The organism is Streptomyces sp. x-19 (genome assembly GCF_046549115.1).
Taxonomy (GTDB): Bacteria; Actinomycetota; Actinomycetes; order Streptomycetales; family Streptomycetaceae; genus Streptomyces; species Streptomyces albulus_C.
This window is the reverse complement of sequence record NZ_JAJPWK010000001.1, coordinates 665,262-688,112: the sequence shown is the minus strand read 5'-3', so window position 1 is coordinate 688,112 and position 22,851 is coordinate 665,262. Positions and strand designations below refer to the sequence as shown.

At 74.0% G+C, this 22,851-nt stretch carries 17 protein-coding genes; 8 read left to right on the top strand and 9 right to left on the bottom strand.

The annotated features are described in order from the left end of the window. Positions 1-635: 635 nt before the first annotated feature. Positions 636-1,736 (bottom strand): citrate synthase 2, encoded by a 1,101-nt coding sequence (locus tag ACLJT4_RS03220; protein WP_411120886.1) that lies wholly within the window; start codon positions 1,734-1,736, stop codon positions 636-638. A gap of 473 nt (positions 1,737-2,209) precedes the next feature. On the opposite strand from ACLJT4_RS03220, the gene pdxH reads away from it, so the two are divergent. Both pdxH and ACLJT4_RS03210 read left to right on the top strand, forming a co-directional pair. Then, positions 2,210-2,845, top strand: a complete 636-nt coding sequence (gene pdxH / locus ACLJT4_RS03215) for a pyridoxamine 5'-phosphate oxidase (protein ID WP_411120885.1) — start codon at positions 2,210-2,212, stop codon at positions 2,843-2,845. A gap of 424 nt (positions 2,846-3,269) precedes the next feature. Beyond that, complete coding sequence (locus ACLJT4_RS03210) at positions 3,270-4,796, top strand: PAS domain-containing protein (protein WP_411120884.1); 1,527 nt, start codon at positions 3,270-3,272, stop codon at positions 4,794-4,796. Positions 4,797-4,858: 62 nt separating this feature from the next. Here the strand turns inward: ACLJT4_RS03210 and ACLJT4_RS03205 are convergent, their stop codons facing one another. Continuing rightward, positions 4,859-5,626, bottom strand: coding sequence for an SIS domain-containing protein (locus tag ACLJT4_RS03205; protein WP_411120883.1), 768 nt, complete (start codon positions 5,624-5,626; stop codon positions 4,859-4,861). 256 nt (positions 5,627-5,882) lie between these two features. On the opposite strand from ACLJT4_RS03205, the gene ACLJT4_RS03200 reads away from it, so the two are divergent. Continuing rightward, positions 5,883-6,575, top strand: a complete 693-nt coding sequence (locus ACLJT4_RS03200; protein WP_016578558.1) for a metal-dependent transcriptional regulator — start codon at positions 5,883-5,885, stop codon at positions 6,573-6,575. Between the two features lie 553 nt (positions 6,576-7,128). After that, positions 7,129-8,004 carry an alpha/beta fold hydrolase gene (locus ACLJT4_RS03195; protein ID WP_411120882.1) on the top strand — a complete coding sequence of 292 codons (876 nt, stop codon included), beginning with the start codon at positions 7,129-7,131 and terminating at the stop codon, positions 8,002-8,004. Between the two features lie 173 nt (positions 8,005-8,177). Here the strand turns inward: ACLJT4_RS03195 and ACLJT4_RS03190 are convergent, their stop codons facing one another. The 6 genes from ACLJT4_RS03190 to ACLJT4_RS03165 all read right to left on the bottom strand — a co-directional run bounded on the left by ACLJT4_RS03190 (position 8,178) and on the right by ACLJT4_RS03165 (position 15,949). Next, positions 8,178-8,822, bottom strand: a complete 645-nt coding sequence (locus tag ACLJT4_RS03190; protein ID WP_411120881.1) for a hypothetical protein — start codon at positions 8,820-8,822, stop codon at positions 8,178-8,180. A gap of 425 nt (positions 8,823-9,247) precedes the next feature. Beyond that, positions 9,248-10,507, bottom strand: coding sequence for a hypothetical protein (locus ACLJT4_RS03185; RefSeq protein ID WP_411120880.1), 1,260 nt, complete (start codon positions 10,505-10,507; stop codon positions 9,248-9,250). Then, positions 10,497-12,452, bottom strand: coding sequence for a hypothetical protein (locus tag ACLJT4_RS03180; RefSeq protein ID WP_411120879.1), 1,956 nt, complete (start codon positions 12,450-12,452; stop codon positions 10,497-10,499). The genes ACLJT4_RS03185 and ACLJT4_RS03180 overlap by 11 nt, the downstream gene beginning before the upstream one ends. Positions 12,453-12,721: 269 nt before the next feature. Beyond that, positions 12,722-14,344, bottom strand: a complete 1,623-nt coding sequence (locus ACLJT4_RS03175) for a transporter (RefSeq protein WP_411120878.1) — start codon at positions 14,342-14,344, stop codon at positions 12,722-12,724. Then, positions 14,341-15,180 carry an ABC transporter ATP-binding protein gene (locus ACLJT4_RS03170; RefSeq protein WP_411120877.1) on the bottom strand — a complete coding sequence of 280 codons (840 nt, stop codon included), beginning with the start codon at positions 15,178-15,180 and terminating at the stop codon, positions 14,341-14,343. Before ACLJT4_RS03170 ends, ACLJT4_RS03175 begins: the two co-directional genes overlap by 4 nt. 97 nt (positions 15,181-15,277) lie before the next feature. Next, entirely contained in the window at positions 15,278-15,949 is a 672-nt protein-coding gene (locus tag ACLJT4_RS03165) for a bifunctional DNA primase/polymerase (RefSeq protein WP_275463331.1), read from the bottom strand. A gap of 470 nt (positions 15,950-16,419) precedes the next feature. Here ACLJT4_RS03165 and ACLJT4_RS03160 point away from each other — a divergent pair, with 470 nt between their 5' ends. Together ACLJT4_RS03160 and ACLJT4_RS03155 are read left to right on the top strand one after the other, a co-directional pair. Further along, positions 16,420-17,811: a transcriptional regulator gene (locus ACLJT4_RS03160; protein WP_411120876.1), complete on the top strand. Its 1,392-nt coding sequence runs from the start codon at positions 16,420-16,422 to the stop codon at positions 17,809-17,811. A 259-nt stretch (positions 17,812-18,070) separates the two neighbouring features. Further along, the gene (locus ACLJT4_RS03155; RefSeq protein ID WP_411120875.1) at positions 18,071-19,852 is read left to right on the top strand and encodes a hypothetical protein; all 1,782 of its coding nucleotides are present in this window, start codon (positions 18,071-18,073) and stop codon (positions 19,850-19,852) included. Positions 19,853-19,876: 24 nt separating this feature from the next. On the opposite strand, the gene ACLJT4_RS03150 is transcribed toward ACLJT4_RS03155, so the two are convergent. Next, entirely contained in the window at positions 19,877-21,217 is a 1,341-nt protein-coding gene (locus ACLJT4_RS03150; protein ID WP_411120874.1) for an ABC transporter substrate-binding protein, read from the bottom strand. A 171-nt stretch (positions 21,218-21,388) separates the two neighbouring features. Between ACLJT4_RS03150 and ACLJT4_RS03145 the strand changes: the two genes are divergently transcribed. Then, positions 21,389-21,847: an SCO4402 family protein gene (locus tag ACLJT4_RS03145; protein WP_020930437.1), complete on the top strand. Its 459-nt coding sequence runs from the start codon at positions 21,389-21,391 to the stop codon at positions 21,845-21,847. Between the two features lie 59 nt (positions 21,848-21,906). Then, a complete protein-coding gene (gene purU / locus ACLJT4_RS03140) occupies positions 21,907-22,797 on the top strand; it encodes a formyltetrahydrofolate deformylase (protein ID WP_411120873.1) in 891 nt (296 codons plus the stop codon). Positions 22,798-22,851 lie beyond the last annotated feature (54 nt).

Here is a 22,851-nt window from a genome sequence, read left to right as displayed (position 1 = left end):
GGGCGTTGTCCGCTGCGCGGGGCTTGTGTGGTGCGGTGCCGGGTTGGCGGGTGGTGGGGTGCCCGGACTGCTGCGCTTTACGTCCGGGCACCCCACCACCCGCCAACCCGTCCCCTCCCGTGAGTGGGTGGAAAGGGGTGGGTTGGGGCTTGTGTTGGTGGGTTGCTGCGGCTTCGTGGGTGGATTCACATGCATGGGCGTACCCAGGGGTTTCACGTGTGTGAGCGTGTCCAGGGTGGTGGCCAGCACTGACCCGCCGGGCCTCGGCCCCGCACCCACCCGTCTTTTAACCCACCCTCAACGGGAGGGGGCGGGCCGGAGGGGGTGGTGTGCAGGACGTAAAGCGCAGCAGTCCTGCACACCACCCCCGCAGGCCCGTCACCGGCACCCAACAGCCCCGCGCAGCGGACAACGCCCGCGCCGCAGGCGCAACGGCGAGACGCCCCACGGCGGGAAAGCCGACAACGTGGGAAGAAGCCCCGCGCAGCGGACAACGCGCCGCAGGCGCAACGGCGAAAACCCCCACGGCGGGAACGCCGACAACGCCCGCGCCGCCAGGCGCAAACGGCAACCCCCACGGCGGGACAGCCGACAACGCACGACGAAGCCCGCCGCAGGCGACAACGTGGGGGGAATCAACCCCCCGTCGGCGAGAAGCCGTCGATGGACTGGGGGCTGCGGGCCGCAGGCCCCACGTAGCGGGCGGAGGGGCGGACCAGGCGTCCGGTTCGCTTCTGTTCGAGGATGTGGGCGCTCCAGCCGGCGGTGCGGGCGCAGGTGAACATGGACGTGAACATGTGCGCCGGGACCTCCGCGAAGTCCAGCACGATGGCGGCCCAGAACTCGACGTTGGTGGCCAGGACCCGGTCGGGGCGGCGGTTGTGGAGTTCTTCCAGGGCGGCCTTCTCCAGGGCCTCGGCGACCTCGAAGCGGGGCGCGGCGAGTTCCTTGGCGGTGCGTCGCAGGACGCGTGCCCGCGGGTCCTCGGCGCGGTACACGCGGTGGCCGAAGCCCATCAGCCGTTCGCCGCGGTCCAGGGCCTGTCGGACGTAGGCGCCGGCGTCCCCGGTGCGCTCGATCTCCTCGATCATGCCGAGGACGCGGGAGGGCGCGCCGCCGTGCAGGGGGCCGGACATGGCGCCGACCGCGCCGGAGAGCGCCGCGGCGACGTCGGCGCCGGTGGAGGCGATGACGCGGGCGGTGAAGGTGGAGGCGTTCATGCCGTGTTCGGCGGCCGAGGTCCAGTAGGCGTCGACGGCCTTGACGTGCTTGGGGTCGGGTTCTCCGCGCCAGCGCTTCATGAAGCGTTCGACGACCGTCTCGGCCTTGTCGATCTCCTTCTGCGGCACCATCGGCAGGCCCTGCCCGCGCGCCGACTGGGCGACGTAGGACAGTGCCATCACGGCGGCCCGGGCGAGGTTGTCGCGGGCGGTCCGCTCGTCGATGTCGAGCAGGGGTTTCAGGCCCCATACGGGCGCCAGCATGGCGAGCGCGGACTGCACGTCGACTCGGATGTCACCCGAGTGCACCGGGATCGGGAACGGCTCGGCGGGCGGCAGGCCCGGCTTGAACGCGCCGTCGACCAGCAGCCCCCAGACGTTCTCGAAGGAGACGTGTCCGACGAGGTCCTCGATGTCCACCCCGCGGTAGCGGAGCGCGCCGCCTTCTTTGTCGGGTTCGGCGATCTCCGTCTCGAACGCGACGACTCCCTCAAGCCCGGGAACGAAGTCGGACATCAGGCGGCTCCTCAAGATGGGGACGGCAGCCGGCCGGTGACCGGTCGCCGTGCGGTCGAGTCAGTTGCGGTGCCGGTGCGGTTACGCGGCTGCGCCGGGCAGCTCGCGGTCCGTACCGGTCACCCCGGTGATGCCCCGCCGTGGCAGGGGCCACGCGGCGGTTCCGCCCGCAAGTGGTCGGCCCGCGGGCGCGGGCCGCCACGCGTGGTGCTCCGCGGCGGCCTGAAGACGGACACGATAGCTTCCGGTGTCCGAGGCCCACAGTGGGCCGGGCCATGATTTTGGCGGGTTCATCAGCAGCGGGGAAGCGTGACGTCCGGCACACTGGGCGATTTGCCGACGGGAGGGTTACGTCCTGGCGACGGGGGGCAGACTTCCGGCCCACCGGGCTGCCCGGTGCGGGGGCGATGCTGCAAGATGAGGCCGTGCATCCCGCCGATATGCCTTCCGCCGAGACCCCCGACCCTTCGTCCATGCGCGCGCATTACCGTGCCGAGGGAATCGCCGAGTCCGACCTTGCCGCGAGCCCCTACGACCAGTTCGGACGCTGGTTCAAGGACGCGGCGGTGGCCGGTCTGCACGAGCCGAACGCGATGGTCGTCTCGACGGCGGACGCCGCCGGCCGGCCCAGTTCAAGGACTGTGCTGCTGAAGGCATTCGACGAGCGCGGGTTCGTGTTCTTCACCAACTACTCCAGCCGCAAGGGCCGCGACCTGGCGGAGAACCCGCACGTCTCGCTGCTCTTCCCCTGGCACCCGTTGGCCCGTCAGGTCATCGTGGCCGGCACCGCCGAGCGCATCGGCCGGGACGAGACCGCCGCGTACTTCCGCACCCGCCCGCACGGCTCCCAGTTGGGTGCCTGGGCCAGCGACCAGTCCGCGCCGATCGGCTCCCGCGAGGAACTGGAGCGTTCCTACGCGGAGTTGGCGGCCCGTTATCCGGAGGGTGAGCAGGTGCCGGCGCCTCCGCACTGGGGCGGTTACCGCATCACGGCGGAGGCGGTCGAGTTCTGGCAGGGCCGGCTCAACCGCCTGCACGACCGGCTGCGGTACGTCCGCGAGGGCGCGGCCGGGGCCGGCCGGTGGCGGGTGGAGCGGCTGGCGCCCTGACGCCGCGGGGCGCACGGGGCGGCGGTGCGGGGGCCGCGCACGCAGACGACCCGCGGGCCTTCTCCTTCGCGCCGGTGGCGCGAAGGGCCGGTCGGACGAACCGGCAGCCCGCGGGTCGGGTGACTGCTTGGGATTGGGCCGGCTGCGCATCTGCAGTATGCGCGGATCCGGCGCTGCACTTCGGTGAAGCGACGGGCTGCTAGCCCGCAGCCACCTCACGCGTCCGGTGCGAAATCATCTGCCGAACCACCTCCCTTCTCGTGTACCCCACACGTTAGGAAGCGGCCCGGCGCCGCACAACCGGTTTTTCCCGGAGCCCGGACCCACCCGTGGGGGATTTCGGCGAATCGGGTGTGTTCCACGTCACGTTCCAGTTGAATGACCCCACGTGGAGCACGTGCGGCCGCGTTCGTAAGGGGTGCCAGTGACTGCCTCGTCAGCTTCTTCTGCCTCGTCGGCCTCGTCGTCGCAGCAGCCTGCCTCCGCCGGCCCGGCCAACGGGCCCGGAGCGGCGGCCTCCGGGGCCCCGCCGACGCCCGCGGGCGATCCCGACCGCCCTCCGGACACCGACGACTCCGGACTGCTCGCCGCCCTCCTGGACGGCATGGACGCCGCCCTGATGGCCTTCGCCGCGGACGGGACGGTCACGCACTGGAACCACGAGGCCGAACGCATCCTGGGCTGGACCGCCGAGGAAGCGGTCGGCCGCCGCGGCCTGACCGGCTGGGCGGTCCGCACCGAGGACGCCGAGGGCGTGCAGTCCGCCGTGGTGGCCGCGATGCGCGCCCCGGGCCGCCAGGTGCACGACTTCGCGCTGCTGGCCAAGGACGGCCACCGCGTCCTGGTCCGCACCCAGTCCTCCGCGGTCCGCACCCCCGACGGGCGGGTCGCCGGGGCCTACTGCGCCTTCGGCGAGTCGCACACCCAGCTCGACCTGGAACGGGCGGTGGCGCTCAGCGAGGCGCTCTTCGAGGACGCCACCTGGGGCGTGGTGCTGATCGACGCCGACCTGCGGCCCGCGGTGGTCAACGCGCACGCCGCCCGGACCTTCGGGACGAGCCGCACCGCGCTGCTGGGCCGCCCGCTGGGCGACCTCCTGGGGCAGGGCGTCGAGGAGTTGGAGGGCGCCCTCCAGCACGTCCTGGCCGAGGGCCCGCCGCCGACCGTCGGCGAACTGTGGGTGACGCCGCGGGACGGGGAGGCCGAACTCCCGCGCCGGTGCTGGCGCAGCGGCTTCGTCCGGCTGGCCTCGCCGCTCGCGGAGGAACCCGTTCCGCTCGGTGTCGCCTGGCTGTTCCAGGACGTCACCGACGCCAAGCGGGCCGAACAGGACGGCTCCCTGCTGCGCTTCAGGGCGCACCAGCTGCACCGGGCCGGCCGGGCCGCCGCCGAGTGCCCGGACCCGGCCGAGGCCGCCGCCGTCCACCTCGACTTCGCCCTGGCGGGCTTCGCCGACCACGCCCTGGTGGACCTCGCCGGCACCCCGGCCCCGGCCCCCTACGGTGCGGTGGACGCGGACGCCGAGTGGGACGCGGATCCGACGCCCCCCGGCGACGGGGCCGGCGCACCGGCCCGGGCGCCCCGCCTGGTGCGGGCGCTGGCCTCCCCGGCGGGCGTGCCCGGCCCCTCGGAGGCGGTGCCGGCGACCGGCATCCCGGTGGCCTACGCACCGGGCCACCCGGCGCTCCAGGCGTACGCGCGGCGCGGCTCGGTGCGGGCCAGCGCCGGCCAGGCCCCCGCCGGGGGCTGGGCGGCCGCCCGGAACTGGCCGGACGGCACGGTGCACGGGCTGTGCGTGGTGCTGCGCAGCCGGGGCCGCACCCTCGGGGTCCTCACCTTCCTGCGGACGCCGGCCCGCCGCCCCTTCGACCGGGCGGACGCCGACTACGCCGAGGAGGTCGCCGCCCGGATCGCCGCCGCCCTCGACCTCGCGGGCGCGGCCGGGGCGTGAACCGGCGCGGGGCGGTCCGGCGGGCGGGGCCCCGGCCCCGTCGCGCCGTCGGGCGCGCCCGCTCAGTGCCGGTAGAAGATCCGGTCCGCGTACTCCCGCATCACCCGGCCGTTCCACTCGTGCCCGCCGTCCACGTTGCCCGAGCGCAGCAGCGGCGGCTGCGACCCCCGCTCGGCGAGCGCACCGGCCGCCGTCGCCACGACGGCCTGCATGACGGCGCTGGTGACGACCGTCGAGGCGGGCGCGAACGGGGCCTCGATGCCGGGCAGCGTCAGCTCCGCGTCGCCGACCGGGATCCGGCTGTCCAGCACGATGTCGCAGTGGTCCTTGAGGTACGTCCCGGAGCTGTGCCGGGACTTGGTCGCGTCCGCGTAGGCCACCGAGGTCAGGCCGATGACCTTGATGCCGAGCGCCCGCGCGTTGATGGCCATCTCCACCGGCAGGGCGTTGCGCCCGGAGAGCGAGATGATCACCAGCACGTCACCGCGCTCCAGCGGGCTGGTGTCCAGCACCGCCCCGGCCAGCCCGTCGACCCGCTCCAGTGCGCTGCCGAGCGTCGCCGGCCGGACGTCCACCCCGACGACCCCGGGGACGGCCAGCAGGTTCATGATCGCCAGGCCGCCGGCCCGGTACACGGTGTCCTGCGCCGGCAACGAGGAGTGCCCGGCCCCGAAGGAGAAGACCCGGCCGCCGGCCTCGACGGTGTCCGCGATCAGCTGCCCGGCTGCGGTGATCCGGTCCCCCTCCGCATCGCGGACCTGCCGCAGCAGGTCGATCGCGGCGTCGAAGTACCGTCCGGCCAGCCCCTCGCTCCGGTCGCTCTCAGCCATTGCCGCGGGCCCCTCTCATCGCGTCTGGGTGGGATCGGCGGCGGGCCGACGACGGTGCGTCGGCGCCCGGCGGCCGCCGGGTGGATCAGTGGCCCGGATCACGTTGCGGTCTGGACCAGTGCGCTGTCAATACGCCGGTCAACGCACCCGTTGAACCGGCCGCGGGCGTCCGCTGCGCGGACGACGACGCACCGTTGTCGGTGGGATGCGTCAGAATTGAATCCAGGGCCACCGCACGACACATCGAGGGGCACGCATGTCCGGACTGATCGACACCACGGAGATGTATCTCCGCACCATCCTCGAACTGGAAGAGGAGGGTGTGGTCCCCATGCGCGCCCGCATCGCGGAGCGGCTCGAACAGAGCGGCCCGACGGTCAGCCAGACCGTGGCGCGCATGGAGCGAGACGGCCTGCTGACGGTGGCCGGCGACCGGCACCTGGAGATGACGGAGGAGGGCCGCCGGCTGGCGACGCGGGTGATGCGCAAGCACCGCCTCGCCGAGTGCCTGCTCGTCGACGTCATCGGCCTGGAGTGGGAGCAGGTGCACGCCGAGGCGTGCCGCTGGGAGCACGTGATGAGCGAGGCGGTCGAGCGCCGCGTCGTGGAGCTGCTGCGCCATCCCACCGAGTCCCCGTACGGCAACCCCATCCCGGGCCTGGAGGAGCTGGGGGAGAAGGCCGAGGCCGACCCGTTCCTGGACGCCGGCATGGTGAGCCTGATGGACCTGGACGCCGGCTCCGACGGCAAGACGGCGGTGGTGCGCCGGATCGGCGAGCCCATCCAGGCCGACGCCCAGCTGATGTACACGCTGCGGCGGGCCGGGGTGCAGCCGGGCGCGGTGGTCAGCGTGACCGAGTCCCCGGCCGGCGTACTGGTCGGCAGCAGCGGTGAGGCCGCCGAGTTGGACGCCGAGATCGCCAGTCACGTCTTCGTCGCCAAGCGCTGAGCCGCGGCGCGGTGGACGACGCGCCGTCGGCACGGCGCTGACCGCCGCCCGCCCTCCCTCCCCGTAGAAACCCCTCACGAGCCCGTTGAGCTGCGCCGATGCGCAAGCCGACGGGCTCGTCAACTTTCGGTGTGATGAACGGTCTTGTGCGAATCCGTGCGGATCGGCCGGTCTCGTGTCACTCTGGCGCTGACGCATGGCCATGCGTCGTCACTCCCGCGTGATGCGCTGACGGCCTAGGGGGCTCGGATGCGTCCACTGACTCGGATCGAGGACGGTCAGGGCCCCGGCGCTGCGAGCTGCCGGGGCCCTGCCTCCCCATGTCCCCCCACCACGACCCGGAGCCCCGAGCTCTCAGGGTCGTTCCCCACGGGCCCCCTTCCCGGTGGAGCCCGCCTCCCGGCAGATGTCTCCCCGTGGTGGGCGTGGCCAATCCCGCCACAAGGTCACTCGAAAGTGGGGTGTTGGGCGCGGCAGCGATCCATTCGAATACAAGTTCGATAATGTGGGGCGTGCGGGGCCGGTCAGGGGACGATTGGGGGTGCCAGGGCACATGGTGCGGCGTATCGATGTGACGGGATCCGGCGGCGTGCGGCTCGCGGCCTGGGAATTCACCGACCCGCCCAAGCGCGGCGGCGGGGCGGGTGACGGCGGGCGGCGGCCCGGGGTGCTGTTGCTCCACGGGCTGATGGGGCGCGCCTCCCACTGGGCGGACACCGCCCGTCGGCTGAGCGGGGTGCACCGCCCGATCGCCCTCGACCAGCGCGGTCACGGCCGCAGCGAGAAGCCCGCCGAGGGGCCGCTCGACCGCGCCGCGTACGTCGAGGACGCCATCGCCGCCATCGAGCAGTTGGAGCTGGCCCCGGCCGCCCTCGTCGGGCACGCGATGGGTGCGCTGACGGCCTGGCAGGTGGCGGCCCGGCGCCCGGACCTGGTCAGTGCGCTGGTGATCTGCGACATGCGGGCGTCGGCGCTCGGGTCGGCCTCGCAGCGTGAGTGGACGGAGTGGTTCCGTTCCTGGCCGGTGCCGTTCGCCACCCTGGCGGACGTCCGCAAGTGGTTCGGGGAGGACGATCCGACCCTGGAGCGCCCCCGGCCGGCCCGCGGGGAGTTCTTCGCCGAGGTGATGGCCGAGCGCGCCGACGGCTGGCGCCCGGTCTTCTCCCGCCGTCAGATGCTCAGCGCCCGCGAGACCTGGGTGCACGACGCCCACTGGGAGGAGCTCGCCCAGGTCGACTGCCCCGCCCTCGTCGTCCGTGGCCTCGACGCCGAACTCGGCCGCGCCGAGGCCCAGGAGATGGTCCGGGTGCTGCCCCGCGGCACCTACGCCGAGATTCCCGACGCCGGCCACCTGCTGCCCTGGGAGCAGCCCGACGCCTGGTGCCGGGTCATCGAGCCGTTCCTCGGCGCACTGGCCGCCCACACCTGACGCCGCCGCACCGCCCCGGACCGCGCGACGCCTCCAGTGGAGCGCCGCGCGGAGACCGGATTTCCGGCAATGTGGCGGAGCGGGAGTCAAAGTGACGGTATGTCAGTTGAGTTTGGTGAGGGAGCACCTCGGCGCGGCGCATGGTCGGACGGGTGCGGCTGTTGTGGTGCGCCTCAGCCGGTGGGGGTGAACTTCCAGACGAGCGGGGCGGCGGCGCCGTCGGCGGTCCACCGCACCTCCAGGGACTTGGCGCCCTTCGGGATCATGTACGTCTGGCAGATGACATGGCTCTCGCCGACCCGCCAGTCGTCGATGTCGACCGGGTCCTCGCAGCCGGGGAGGTTCCCCGGCGTGCCGATGAGGAGGCCGCCGCGTTGGCCGTCCGCGTAGAACGCGGCGCCGTTGGCCACCTTCGCCAGGCCCGTGACGACGCCGGGGCCCTTGTTCGTGTACTTCACGTATGCGGTCGCCGCGACCAGGCCATTGGCGTTCTTGGGGTCCTGGACCATTTCCTCCGCATCGGCCTCGGTGCCGACGCGGACCTTCTGCGCGGCGACCTCGTAGGTTATTTTCCCGGATTCTTCCCGGTACGGTCCGGTGCCGCTCTGGCCGGACGCCAACGCACCGTCGCCGCCCTCCGGTCCGGTCGGCTCCGCCCCGGTCTTCGCCGCGGCCTCCGCGGAGGTCCGCTCGCCGTCCGTTGCGGAACCGGTGGTGGAGACCGCGGCGTCTTGCTTCGGGCCGCAGGCGGTCAGCGAAAGCGCCAGTACGGCGACCGGTGCGGCGGCGCGCAGCCATGGGGTCCTCGTGTGCAGCAAAACGTTCTCCCGGTCCTTGCTCTCCCCCGTCGCACAACACCGTTGCCCAGTGCGCGCGAACGGCCGTGCAGGGGAGCATAGGAGCGCGCTTTCACCCGTGTCGAAACGCGGAATGCACGCGTCCGACGCCTTCCGTTCGGGCGTGGTGGGAGCGACCCCGGTCGAGGTACCGCAATTCCTGCAAAGCGGCCGGCGGATTCCGGCGCCACCGCTGCCCAATTCTGGCTGAATTCAGCGACATTGCCGTCCCGCCGGCCTCGCCGGGTAATGCCCGGACAAAATCTGTCCGGGCATGCGCGGCGGGCGGACGGGCCGACCTGCGCCGATGCGGTGGACGGCGGGCGCCCCGACGGTCCGCGCCGCAGCGCCGACGGTGCCGGACGACGTCAGACTGCGGGCACGACGGGTCGGTGGCGACGCCCCTATCAGGCCAACGTGCGGGTGAAGTCGCCCCGTTGCACCCGCCCGGCGAGCGAGTCGCCGGCCAGCAGCGAGCCGTAGCCGGTGGCGGCCCAGAGGCTCTGGTCGGCCGGGACCTCGAAGTACGGGACGGGACGGCCGTCCAGACGGTCCGTGAGGACCTCCGGTGCACGGCGGGCGCGGACCGCACGGATGCAGGTGTCGCAGGCGGCGATCCGCAGTTGCTCCCGGCGGCCCACCGGGCGCCAGGGGACGCGGCGGGCGGCGGGGCCGTGCAGCGGGTGGAAGAAGCACAGCGGCAGCGTGGCCGGAGCGGGGGACAGTGCCGCCCGTCCCTCGGCCACCAGCGCGAACACGCCGGCCAGGTCCGGTACGCCGCGTGCGCGGTCCAGCACCGTGCCGGCCGCGGCGTAGGCGTCCAGGGCGCGCTCGATGGCCGCCGGGTCCCCGGTGGCGGCACGTGCCTCCTCGCCGAGCCGGACCACCTCCGCACCGGCCCGCTCGCGCACCCCGTCCTCGTTGGCCCGGTGCGCGGCGGCGAACACGGACCGGGGCATCGCGAACGGCGTCCCGAAGTCCCGCAGCCGCGAGCGGCGCCGCAGCAGCAGCCAGGCCGCGCCGAGCACCAGCACCGGGCCGGCGACCAGCGCCACGCTCCGCGCGACCGGGGAGGACGCCCGCCCCGCGGGCTCCTTCGGCTTGCTGCCGCCCGAGGTGTCGAGGTGGGCGGTGAGGCTTTGGTAGACCTCGTCGCCGTCGCCTGCCTTGATGATGTCGATCGCCCGGGATATGCGCTTGGTGAGCCCGGCGCCCTTCATCGAATCGTCGAAGAAGACCGAGGCGGTGGCGTTCTCCGCCTGGTGGGAGTGGGTGGGCCAGGCGTGGGCCTCGATGTTGTCGGGGTAGTCCCCGGGGGTGATGAGGATGGCCGGGCCGCCGCCCATCCGGTCGTGCACCACGTCGCTGAGCTGCTCGGGCTTCCCGCCCCAGTCGTCCCCCTCCACCAGCGGCACCAGCACCACCCGGATCGGCAGTTGGGACTGCCGGATCTGCTGCACCAGGGCGCGCTGGTCGTCCGGTCCGACCGCGGACGCGAGAGAGGGATCGACGTACACCGGCGAGGTGCGCAGTGCGTCGGCGATCTTCTGCCCGGGGCTCGGCGCGGCGGTGGCGGACCCCGCAGCGGCACCGAGCAGTGCGATGGAGGCCGCGCCCACGGCGAGGACGGACCGCAGCGAACGGCGGCGACGAAGGTCAGTTGACACCGAAGGACTCCCGTACCTCGCGGGTGAGTTGATCTATGCCGGTCCCCTTGGCGAGCGTCGCCAACGGACCGGGGTGCCCCGGGTAGGGGCTGTGGCCCCGGCGCCCGGACGCGTCCGGCCCCGGGAGCCGCAGCATCTCGCCGGGTGTCTCCCGGCATGCCGCGCACACCGGCCGCGGCGCCGCTCCGCGAACACCGGCCGGACGCTTGCCCGCCGGGCCGGTGGCCGCGCCGTGCAGCGGATTGCGGTGGCAGACGTGGGTCGCGGCGGACGGCTCCCCGGCCGCGGTCCGGCCGACCCGCGCCAGCACGATCGCACAGGCGAGGCTGGCGGGGGTGGCGTCGTCGTCGATCAGGCCGTCGCTGTCGCCGTCGATCAGGAGCGCGGCGGCGTCCAGACACTCCCACGCCCGGCGACGCGCCGCCTCCGACAGCCCCGTGGCCGGCTCCAACGCGACCGTCAGGGCGGCCAGTTCTTCCCGTGCGGTGCGCCGCAGCCACGCCGGTCGGGGTTCGACCGGTGCCGCCGCGGCAGCCGCGGCCCGGGCGCCCCGCCGGCCCAGTGCCCGCAGGATCGCTCCCACGGCCACCACCAGCCCGAAGAGCAACAGCGCCGCGAGCGCGCCGATGAACAGCCCGGGGTGGAAGTCCCCGGTGAACAGGCCGGGCAGCTTCCGCTGGGCGACCGGGTCCTCCACGGGGGACGGCGGGAGCGGCGCGCCGGCCGTCTCGGTCTTCGGGGCCTTGGCGACGGAGGCGAGGAGTTTGTCCAGGCGCGGGCCGAGGGTGCTGAGGTCGCGCCCGCCGGCCGCGGGATCGCGGGACGCGTCGTAGAGCGCGCTGGTGTCCACGTGGGTGCCGTAGTTGGCGACCGAGACGTAGCCGCTGGGCAGCTCGGCCGTCACGAACAGGGCGTCGCGGTGCAGCCGGTCGTGCAGGGCCGCGGCCAGCCGGTCCTGGTCGCCGCCGGACTCGTCGTCCATCGAACTGGGCAGGGCGACGACCAGGACCGGGACGGGCAGGGCCGCCAGCCGCTCGCGCAACTCGGCGCGCTCGGCGGCGCCCAGGGGCGACGGGCTCTCGGGGTCGACGTACAGCGGGTCGTGCCGCAGTCCCGCGCTGACCCGGTCGATCCGGGCCCGCAGGTCGGCGGCGGTCGGCACCGAGCCGTCCCCCGTGCTGGTGTCGGAGAAGACCTGCGAGGCGGCCAGGGCCAGCAGTCCGGCCAGCACCACCGCACCGATCGGCAGCGGCCAACCGCGGCGCAGGACGGACCCGGGGCGGCGCCGGCGCCGGCCCCGCGTGTGGTGCGTGATCAGCAGTGCGCTCAGCGGCACCCCGGCCACGAGGGTGCCGGTGAGGAAGCTCTGGTTCTCCCGGTCGGTCTGCGTGGTGTGCAGCGCGGGCGGTTCGTGGCTGTTGTCCGCACCGCCGTACGCGGCGCGGGCGGCCTCGGCGCGCTGGTGGGCCTGCCCGGAGGTGAGCAGGTCGACGAAGTGCCGGAACACCTCGCGGGGCGTGGCGTCGTAGGGCAGTTCGTACAGCGTCGCGGTCTTCGCGTCAGCGGCGCCCGGGACGCTCACGCCGTAGCTCTGCACCTCGGACAGGCCCGTCTCGGAGACGGCGACGTAGAGCCCCTTGCGCCCCAGGTGGTCGTGGATCGCGGCGAGCAGGCCGGAGCCCGAACCGGAGGAGGTGAACGGCAGGACGACGACGTACGTCGGGACGCGCAGCCGCTTCGCCTCCGCGGCGAAGGCGGGGGCCGTCGACCGCGGCACCACGCGCGGCATCTGATCGCTGACGTAGACCGGGGCGTGCCGGAGCTGCTCGGCGAGATAGGCGGGCTGGCTCGGGGTGTCCGCTGCCGCGGGCGCGGCCCGCACCGCACCGGCGGTGAACAGCACCGCCAACCACCCCAGTACCAGCACGATTCCGGCGCGCCGCACCACTGCCACCACCCCCCGTTCGCTCTCGACGCCATGACGCTACCGCTCCGGCGGGCCGGTCGGGGAAGCCTGTGGATAACGTCCCGGCAAAGCCGTTGGGGGTGGTGATCTGGGGTTTTGCCGGGTGGGGCGGCCTCGTTGCGGCGCGTTCGTCGTAGCGGCCCGGGCGGCGGACGGCGGGCAGGGGAACTCCTGGGGGAGAAACGCGTCGGGGCGTCGACCGGTGCACCGGTCGACACCCCGCGAGGTCGGGCCCGAGGGCCGTCGCGTCACCCCTTGCTGACCGCCGCCAGGATCTCCGGCAGCCGGGCCGCCACCCGGGGAGCCGCCAGCCTCAGCCCCAGCGTCGCGATGCCCAGCGCGTACGCCGCGCCGACCGGCAGCAGCACCCACAACAGGCCCTGGAGGCCCGCCACATGGAGCCAGACGGTCAGCGCCAGCAGCGGCGAGGCCAGCACCGAGGCCACCAGGAACCCGCCGAACAGGCTGATCCAGGCGATCCCCGCCTGACCGGGCGCCACGCTCTTGTTGCCGTCCGACGGGATGGAGTACGGGAACAGCGCCGACGCCATCGCCCCGGTGGCGAACAGCCCGCCCAGCAGGCCCAGCGAGAGCCCGTAGACCTGGAAGAAGTCCGACCACGGGCCGATGAACGCCGCGGTGCCGACGACGACCAGCGTCACGTACGGCACGGCCACCAGCGCCAGGGTCAGCGCCCGGGCCCGCAACTCCTCGAAGGCGTCCCGGGGGGTGGCGATCGTCGAGGCCACCATCCAGAACGCCGAGGTGTCCTGGCCGAACTGGTTGTACATCTGCAGGCCGAGCAGCGCCGACGCGGAGAGCGAGGTGTAGATGCTGCCGTTGCCCTGCGCGGCGTAGAGGATCGGCACCAGCAGGCCGAAGCCCAGGGACATCGCCCAGGACATCTTCGACTTCGGGTCGCGCCAGGCGTAGCGCAGCGTCCGCAGCATGACCGTGCCCGTCCGCCCGCCGGGCAGCAGCCGGGCGAGCCCGCGCTCCTCGCCGCCGGCCCGGCGCGCGCTGTCCTTCTCCACGGCCTGGAGGGTGGAGGAGTCCGGCGCGGTCATCAGGGTGGTCAGGGTCCGCTGCCACCACCACAGGAGCAGCCCTAGGGCCAGTGCCGTCAGCGCCAGGCCGGCCGCCGCGCGCCCGTAGGCGCCGTGCCCGACGTCGTCGACGGCGCCCAGGGCGGCGGCCGGCGGCACCCAGCGCAGCACCCCGCCCATCGGCTCCAGCACGGACAGGCCGTCGGGGCCGCCCAGCCGCTGCGCGACGATGTTGATGCCCTGGAAGCCGAGGGCGACGAAGAGGCCGCCCAGCACGGCGAGGTCGCGGCCCCGGCGGCTGGTCAGCAGCCGGACCGAGGCGGTGGCCACGGCCCGCGCCAGGGCGACGCACACCAGCACCACCAGGACGACGGCCAGGACGCCGACGAGCGCGGCCGCCGTCCCGTCCGCGACGGCGACCACCGCACCGGTCACCACGGCGAGCGTGCCGAGCGGGCCGACGCCCACCAGCGACGTCGCCAGCAGCGCGCCGATCAGCGGGCGGGGCCGCAACGGCAGCATCACCAGCCGGGTCGGGTCGAGGGTCTCGTCGCCGCTGGGGAAGAACAGCGGCATCACCGCCCACCCCAGGGTGAGGAGCGCGGTCAGGATGACGGTGAGCGCGCCGGCGTGCGCAGTGCCGCGCAGCGCCACCAGGCCGAGGACGACGCCGGCGGTGAAGAGCAGGCCGAAGACGGCCGAGACGACGTAGGCCACGGTGCGCCCGGTGGACTGGCGCAGGCCGTTGCGCAGCAGCGTCAGCTTCAGCCGGACGAAGACCGGGACCAGCGAGGGGGGAGCGGCGGCGGTGGCGTGGGTGCTCATCGGGCGCCGCCGCCCAGCCAGTCGAGGTTCTGCCCGGCGGCGCGGCCGCGCGCGCCGACCAGTCCGAGGAACGCGTCCTGGAGGGAGGGGGCCTCGCCGCGCACCTCGGCGAGCGGGCCCTGCGCGCGGATCCGGCCGGCGGCCATCACCGCGACCCAGTCGCAGAGCGACTCGACCAGCTCCATCACGTGACTGGAGAAGATCACCGTCGCCCCGGAGGAGGTGTAGCGCTCCAGGACGCCGCGGATGGTCTGCGCGGACACCGGGTCGACGCCCTCGAAGGGCTCGTCCAGGAAGAGGATCTCCGGGTTGTGCAGCAGCGCGGCGGCCAGGCCGATCTTCTTGCGCATGCCCGTGGAGTAGTCCACGACGAGCTTGTGCTGCGAGCCGGCCAGGTCCAGCACGTCCAGCAGCTGGGCGGCGCGCTTGTCCACCTCGGCGCCGGGCAGGCCCCGCAACCGGCCTATGTAGGCGAGGAGTTCGCGCCCGGAGAGCCGCTCGAACAGCCGCAGGCCCTCGGGAAGCACCCCGATCCGGGACTTGACCGCCACCGGGTCCCGCCAGACGTCGTGCCCGCCGATCTCTACCAGCCCGGAGTCCGGCCGCAGCAGGCCCGTCACCATGGACAGGGTGGTGGTCTTGCCCGCGCCGTTGGGGCCGACCAGCCCGATGAAGTGGCCCGCGGGCAGCGTCAGATCGATGCCGTGGACCGCGGTCTGCTCGCCGAACCGCTTCCACAGGCCCTCGATGCGGACCGCGGGCGGGCCGGTGACGGCACCGCCCGGGGTCGCGGACGACCCTTCCTGCTCTTGCTTCTCTACCGGTTCGCTGGCCACGGCCTGCCCTTCGACGTCCCCGCAGGGGCCTGGTCCCGGCCCCCGTCCAGGCGTCCCACGATACGGGCAGGCGCTGACAAACCGGCTCGGCCGCGCGTCAGCGGGCGCGCAGCGCCGCCGCGTCGCGCGCGCAGGCGTACGCCAGCGGGCTGATCAGCTCCTCCGCGTCCGGCAGCCAGCGGTTGCTCGCGGTGGGGCGGCGCGCCCACTGCACCGCGCCGTGCGGGCCCACCCGGGTCGGCGGTGCGGCGATGTACTCGCCCTCGCCGCGGCAGATCAGGTCGAGTGCGGCCGGGGCCCAGCCCAGGGTGCGCACCAGGTCCGGGACCTTCGCGGCGGCGCCGGGGAGGACGAGGAAGAGCATCCGGCGGTCGGGGGTGCGGGTGACCGGGCCGAGCGTCACGTCCAGTCGCTCCATCCGGGCCAGCGCCAGGCAGCCCGCCGTCTCGGGGACGTCGAGCGCCTCGAAGGTCCGACCGGTCGGCAGCAGGATCGAGGCCCGCGGGTGCTTGCCCCACATCCGACGGAGCGCCGTGGCGCTGCCGGTGGCCGTGCCCGCCCAGCCCGGTGCGGTCGGATGGGCGCCCGGCGACGGGCAGTTGACGGCGCTGCACGAACAGCGCGGGCGGTCGCCGTCGTGCTCCAGCCATGCGCCGGGGAACACCTCCCAATGGCGTTCCTCGGCGTAACGCACCGCAGTGTCGATGAGCTGCTCGCCGCGCTGTTTGGGGATCTGCGGGGCTCCTGTGACTCCGATGGTCTCTTCCACGCAGAGGACAACTCCCCTTGTCACCAAGGGTTACGGCCGAACGGGTGACAGCCCCGGCGCATCGTTCCGGCACGTGGGGCGCATGGATGCACCAGTGGGGGCGCGTGTGCGGATGGGGCCCGGGGAGCGGGTAGCCACCTGCGTGACGGGCGGAGAGGCCGCCCGACGGTCGGCCGCGGAGCACCAGGGGAGCCCTGCGCCGCGGCGCCGTGACCGGTGCACGGACACCGCACGCCCCCTTCTCGTGAACCAGCCCTTCGCGGTGCGGACTTCGGGACGCCGCGCCCCGCACGACGATGCACGGGCATCGGGCACATCGCACGCATCCCGGGCATCCACTGCGAAGCGCGTCCCTCACTCCGTACCACGCATATCCGGGATTTCTCGGATATCCGGGATATGTACGGGGAATTGATCGCGGGGACGGCGTTCGCCGGTGAACGTGCAGCAGCAGTACAGGGGGTACCACCATGGCCGCCAGGCCACTCGTCGCGCGCCAGCCCAACGAACGGCTGCAAGCGCTCATCCAGGAAGCCGGCTGCTCCAACGCGGGGCTGGCCCGCCGCGTCAACATGTGCGGCGCGGAACACGGACTCGACCTGCGCTACGACAAGACCTCCGTGGCGCGCTGGCTGCGCGGGCAGCAGCCACGGGGCCGCGCGCCGGCCATCATCGCCGAGGCGCTGGGCCGCAAGCTCGGCCGCACGGTCACCATCGACGAGATCGGGATGGCCGACGGCAAGAACCTCGCCTCCGGGGTGGGGCTGCAGTTCTCGCCTACCGTCCTGGGCGCCATCGAGCAGGTCTGCGAGCTGTGGCGCAGCGACGTGGGGCGGCGGGACTTCCTCAGCGGGTCCACGGTCGCCGCCTCCGCGCTGGTCGAGCCCAGCCGGGACTGGTTGATCACCGGCGCGGACAGCCAGGTGTCCCGCAACGCCGGTGCCAGGGTCGGCGTTTCGGACGTCGCGGCCGTACGGGCGATGACCTCGGCGCTCAGTGAACTGGATCACCGGTTCGGCGCCGGGCACGTCCGGCCGGTCGTCGTGCACTACCTCAACAGCGTCGTCTCGGGCCTGCTGGCGGGGTCGTACCGCGAGGCGGTCGGCCGGGAACTCTTCGCCGCGGTGGCCCGGTTGACCGAACTGGGCGGTTACATGGCCGTCGACACCGGCCAACCGGGCCTGGCGCAGCGCTACTACATCCAGGCGCTGCGGCTGGCGCAGGCGGCCGGCGACCGCGGGTACGGCGGTTACGTGCTCGCCGCCAGCATGAGCCACCTGGCCGCCTCCCTGGGCAATCCGCGGGAGATCGCGCAGCTCGCCCGGGCCGCCCAGGAGGGTGCGCGGGGGCAGGTCACGCCCCGGGCGGAGGCGATGTTCTTCGCCGCTGAGGCGCGCGGTCACGCCCTGTTGGGCGACGCCCGGGCCTTCCAGACGGTGGCGGGCCGGGCGGTCTCCGCGATGGAGCGTGCCGAGGCGGCGGCCGACACCGGTGACGACCCGGACTGGATCGGTCATTTCGACCCGGCCTACCTGGCCGACGAACTCGCGCACTGCCATCGCGATTTGGGCCAGTCGGCGCCGGCCGCCCAGCGGGCGCAGGAGGCGTTGGACGGCCATCCGGCGGGCCGGGCGCGGCGCCGCGCCATCGGGCTGGTGCTGCTGGCCAGCGCCCAGGTGCAGCAGCGGGAGGTCGAGTTGGCCTGCCACACGGGCACGCGGGCGATCGAGCTGTTGGGTGGTCTGCGTTCGGACCGCGGTGCGGAATACCTGGAGGACTTCCGGCAACGCCTGGAGCCGTATCAGGACGAACCCGTCGTAAGGGAATTCACCGCACGGATGGAACTCCGCGCCGCAGCGTGAGCAATGCCTCAACCGACGCCTCAAGGGGCATGCCGACGGTGTCCGCCGGTGGGGGAAAGGGGGAACGGGCCGAGGTGCGTTCGGCCCTGTGGCGCCGGGGCGGGCCGGGTTTCCGGCCCGCCTCCCGCGCGTTCGGCGGCGCCGACGGCGCTCGGTGTCCGGGGCCGGCGCGGTGACCTGGACACATGGTCGAACGTTGCTGCGAACCGGTAGCGTGCAGCCGACGATTCCGTAGGTCTGCACGATGGTAGGAGTCCCGGTGACGCAGAGCGGACAGGGTCACGACCCGCAGAATTCTGCGGCCGGACCGGCCAGGGAGGGCATAGTGCTGCCCGCCGGCGGCGGTGACGCATGGGCGCCCGACCAGCAGGCCGCGCCGCCCGCCGGGCAGCCGTGGGGCCAGCCCTGGGGGCCGGGCCAGCAGCTGCCCGCGCAGCAGCCCGGCGCCGCGCCCGGCGGGCCGCAGACCTACGGACAGGGAGCGGGCTACCCGGCCGCGCAGTCGCCGGCCCCGCAGGGCCCCGCCCCGTTCCAGCAGCCCGCCGCGCCGCAGCCGCTGCCCCCGCAGGACCAGGGCTTCCCACCACAGGACCAAGGCTTCCCACCACCGGCGCAGGGCTTCCCGACGCCGGCCCACGGGCAGCCGCCGATGCCGGCCGCGCCGCCCTCGATGCCGCCGCAGGCGCCCCAGCCGGGCGCGCCGGCCGCCGGGCCGCTGCCGCCGATCGCCACGGCCCCCGAGGCGCCCACCGGCCTTCCCTTCGGCGGCCAGCCGGGCCAGCCGGGCCAGCACGGTCAGCCCGCGCCCGGCGCCCTGCCGCCCCAGCAGACCCCCTACGCCGAGCAGCCCACGGGCCCGTCCGGCGAACTGGTCCGCGCGACCCCGCAGACCGGCGCGCCGCTGCCGCCGGTCGCGAACGCCTCGGAGGCGACCACGGTCCTGCCGCCGGTCTCCGGGGGTGCCGCCCCGCCGGTCGGTGACGCGGCCACCCAGATGCTGCGGCCGATCAAGGCCCACCAGGGGCCGCCGCGGCCCGGCCAGCCCCTGCCGCAGCAGTCCCAGCCGATGCCCGGGGCCGACGGTTCCGAGGCCACCCAGCTGATACCGCCGGTCGGCGGTGCCGCGGGCGCCGGGATGCCCACGCCGCCGCCCGGCGGGCCGTTCGGCGGTCCGCCCGGGGCGCCCGCCGACAGGCCGACGCCCGCCGAGTTCGACGGGCTGTTCCGCGACGGGCCGGGCGTCCCCGGTGCCGTCCCGGCGCCCGACGCCACCGCCCAACTGCCGCGCTTCGACGACCAGGCCCGTCCGCCGTACGGCGGGCAGCCCGGCCCCGGTGGCCCGTTCGCCCCCGCCGGCGGGCAGGACCAGTACGCCTCCTACGACGACGGCGGCGGCCGTCGCAAGCTGCCCCCCGCCGCGATCATCGGGGGGATCGTGGTCGTGCTGGCCGGTGTCGGACTCGGCGTCGGCTGGGCGCTCAGCGGCGGCAGCGACGACGGCGGGCAGAAGAAGGACGCCGGCACCAGTGCCGCCAAGTCGGCCAAGGACGGCACCTCCAAGCCGGCCGGCAACCCGGCGGGCGACCCGGCCGAGGGCCAGGCCAAGGGGCTGGACGCGTTGCTCGCCGACAGCAACAACAGCCGCTCGGCGGTCATCGGCGCGGTGCAGAACATCAAGACCTGCACCAACCTCGACGGCGCCGCCAAGGACCTGCGGTCCGCCGCGGGGCAGCGCAACGACCTGATCAAGCGGCTCCAGCAGCTGCCCGTGGACCAGATACCCAACAACGCCCAGTTGACCGCCGCGCTGACCAAGGCGTGGCAGTCCTCGGCCGCCGCCGACAACCACTACGCGGCCTGGGCCGACAAGACCGCCGGCAAGGGCGGCTGCGACAAGGGCCACGCCAAGGGCGGCAAGGAGCCCGCCCAGGGGAACGCGGCCAGCGGCGCGGCCACCCAGGCCAAGCAGCAGGCGGCCGCCCTGTGGAACCCCCTCGCGCAGAAGTACCACCTCCGGGAGCACCAGCCCGAGCAGCTGTGACCGCCGCCGGCGGCGGTGCGGGCGTCACTCGTCGTCGGTGCGCCGCCGTTCCAGCGTCGTGGTGACGTCGACGAACCCCTCCTGGGCGGCGACCAGTTCGCCGTGCCGGACGACCTGGTACGTCACGTCCGCGTTGACGATCCGCGGGAAGTCCGCGACGGCCAGCATGTCGTCGTCGCGCCAGCGCAGCTTGGGCGTGAGGCCGCCGGTGTCGATGGCCTGGTCGCCGCGGTCCAGGGCGGCCTGAAGGGCGTGCGCGGTGACGTCGGTCACGCCGGCGTCGGCCAGTTGCTGCACCACCGCGTGCAGCACGGTGTAGGCGATCCAGGTCGTCTGGACGCCCTGGTCGGCCGGGTCGAGGCGGGCGTCGTCGAACGCCTCCTGGGTGATCACCTGGCGCATCGGCCGCCACCGCGGATCGCTGGCCACCGGGTACCAGCCGGTGACGTCCGCGCCCTCCAGCGGGCCGGAGGCCCCGCCGCTGCGGTTGACCATCGACTGGTCGACGCTGCCCAGGACGGACCCCAGCTGCACCCTGGGGCGGGACTCCTGGAGGCGCCGGAACGCGTCGAAGAAGGTGTCGGTGCCGTCGCCGAGCGAGGCCGCCACACAGGAGCCGGTCGCCTGCCCGCCGGTCCTCGCCGTCCCGTAGGCGGCGGGATCCGCGCCCACCGCGTCGAGGGCGGCGGCGACCTGCGGCGAGTAGTCGGTGCTGACCTCGGGCGCCTTGACGTCGGCGGCGCCCTTCCGGCCCCCGCCGTTGAGCCCGGCGTCGAGCAGCCCGGTCATCTGGTCGCCCTGGATGGTGTCCGGACGGACCAGCGCGACCCGCCGGCAGTCCGCCGCCAACTGGCGGCCGTTCCCGGCCAGGAGCGCGGCCTGGCCGCCGTTGACCGGGTAGGAGAGCGGGCTGGCGAACTCCTCGGCGGAGGCGCCGTACCCGCCGATGAACGGGATGCCGGCCACCTCCAGCGGGGACATGAACGAGCGGCCCCACTGGCTGTACGAGCCGACCACCGCGACCGCCCCGGCGTCCACCGCGCGCTGGGCGCACTTGGTGGCCTCCGCCGAGTCGTTGTGCTCGTTGCAGGTGAGGACCTTCAGGGGGTGGCCGGCGAGGCCGCCGCGGGAGTTGACCCAGCGGGCGTACGCCTGCGCCATGGCCGGCATCCCCGGCATGTTGGTCGTGCGGGTGCCCTCCGGGGCCCACGTCATCACCGTGATCGGCTCCTGCCCCCCGGCGCCCGCGCCGGGGAGGGAGCCGCAGCCGGACAGCAGCGACGCGAGGACCGCCGTGCACGCCGCCGCGGCGGTCGCGGAAGCGCGTGGGAAGGGGCGGGGGGAGGAGCGTCGCCGTCCGGTCATGGCCCCGCAGCCTTCCGCTGCGGCCGGAACGGGTGCGTGACGGGGGGACAACGGATGGTGACGTCGCGGTGAACTCCGGGGGGCCGATCGAGATCAATCGGGAGGAACGTACGATCGCTTGCTGTGCAAGGTTCGGAGAAGTCTTCCCGTCGCGGCCGCCGCTCGACCACCATGGACGGCATGCCGTTCTCTGACATGCCGTGGTGGCGCTGGCGCAGCAACGTGCGCTCCGCGCTGCACATGCTCTCCGACCCCGCCTTCCAGCAGCACACCTGGCTGACCGGCCGGCCCGGGTACGGGGACGTCACCGACGCCGTCTACCGGCTCGTCGAGGACACCTGGTTGGACAACTGGTCCGCCGAGAAGTACGTCGGCACGATCTTCCGCGACGCCCAGGAGGCCCAGCTGGTGGACCTCGCCGTCCTCCGGGTGCTGCGCATCATGCACCAGGTGGGGGCGGACGCGCCGGTCACCGCCTATATGGCGCACCCGGGGTGGCCGGACGCCGTGCGGGCCGCCCGCGAGGCGCACGTCCACCTGGCCACCGCCGACGGCGAGGACCCGGACACCGCCCCGCACTCCCTCGACGCGCTGGCCGCCCTGACCGGGGGACCGTCGGCCCCGGCGTGAGCGCGCCCGGGGGCCGCCCTGGTCCGACCTGCCCGGCGGATATGGGACCCTATGAGGTCATGAGCGAGTCGCAGCCCACCCAGCCCGATCAGCGCGATCGGAACGATCAGTACGTCCTCACCCTGTCCTGCCCGGACAAGAAGGGCATCGTGCACGCGGTGTCCAGTTACCTCTTCATGACCGGCTGCAACATCGAGGACAGCCAGCAGTTCGGCGACCGGGACACCGGCCTGTTCTTCATGCGGGTCCACTTCACCGCGGAACCGCAGGTCGACGTCGAGAAGCTGCGGGCCAGCTTCGCGGCGGTGGGCGACTCCTTCGGCATGGACTGGCAGATCCACCGGGCCGACGAGAAGATGCGCGTCGTGCTGATGGTGTCCAGGTTCGGGCACTGCCTCAACGACCTGCTCTTCCGCTCCCGGATCGGCGCGCTGCCGGTCGAGATCGCGGCCGTGGTGTCCAACCACACCGACTTCGCCGAGCTGGTCGGGTCCTACAACGTCCCGTTCCACCACATCCCGGTCACCCGCGACACCAAGGAGCAGGCCGAGGCGCAGCTGCTGGAGCTGGTGGAGAAGGAGCACGTCGAGCTGGTGGTGCTCGCCCGCTACATGCAGGTCCTCTCCGACGACCTCTGCAAGGCGCTGGCCGGCCGGGTCATCAACATCCACCACTCCTTCCTGCCGAGCTTCAAGGGCGCCCGCCCCTACCACCAGGCGCACGCCCGCGGTGTGAAGCTCATCGGCGCCACCGCGCACTACGTGACCGCGGACCTCGACGAGGGCCCGATCATCGAGCAGGAGGTCGAGCGGGTCGGCCACGACGTCACCCCGGACCAGCTCGTGGCGATCGGCCGCGACGTGGAGTGCCAGGCACTGGCGCGGGCCGTGAAGTGGCACAGCGAGCGCCGGGTGCTGCTCAACGGCACCCGCACGGTCATCTTCGCCTGACGCGGGCGACCGCGTACGGCCGCGGCGCGGGGCGCCGCGGCCGGCCCGGCGGCG

Excerpts from the sequence above, each read along its gene's own strand:
- ACLJT4_RS03205 (WP_411120883.1), bottom strand. The coding sequence starts at position 5,626 with ATGGCTGAGAGCGACCGGAGCGAGGGGCTGGCCGGACGGTACTTCGAC.
- ACLJT4_RS03160 (WP_411120876.1), top strand. The coding sequence starts at position 16,420 with ATGGCCGCCAGGCCACTCGTCGCGCGCCAGCCCAACGAACGGCTGCAA.
- ACLJT4_RS03145 (WP_020930437.1), top strand. The coding sequence starts at position 21,389 with ATGGACGGCATGCCGTTCTCTGACATGCCGTGGTGGCGCTGGCGCAGC.
- purU (WP_411120873.1), top strand. The coding sequence starts at position 21,907 with ATGAGCGAGTCGCAGCCCACCCAGCCCGATCAGCGCGATCGGAACGAT.
- ACLJT4_RS03200 (WP_016578558.1), top strand. The coding sequence starts at position 5,883 with ATGTCCGGACTGATCGACACCACGGAGATGTATCTCCGCACCATCCTC.
- pdxH (WP_411120885.1), top strand. The coding sequence starts at position 2,210 with ATGCGCGCGCATTACCGTGCCGAGGGAATCGCCGAGTCCGACCTTGCC.
- ACLJT4_RS03150 (WP_411120874.1), bottom strand. The coding sequence starts at position 21,217 with ATGACCGGACGGCGACGCTCCTCCCCCCGCCCCTTCCCACGCGCTTCC.
- ACLJT4_RS03220 (WP_411120886.1), bottom strand. The coding sequence starts at position 1,736 with ATGTCCGACTTCGTTCCCGGGCTTGAGGGAGTCGTCGCGTTCGAGACG.
- ACLJT4_RS03195 (WP_411120882.1), top strand. The coding sequence starts at position 7,129 with ATGGTGCGGCGTATCGATGTGACGGGATCCGGCGGCGTGCGGCTCGCG.
- ACLJT4_RS03175 (WP_411120878.1), bottom strand. The coding sequence starts at position 14,344 with ATGAGCACCCACGCCACCGCCGCCGCTCCCCCCTCGCTGGTCCCGGTC.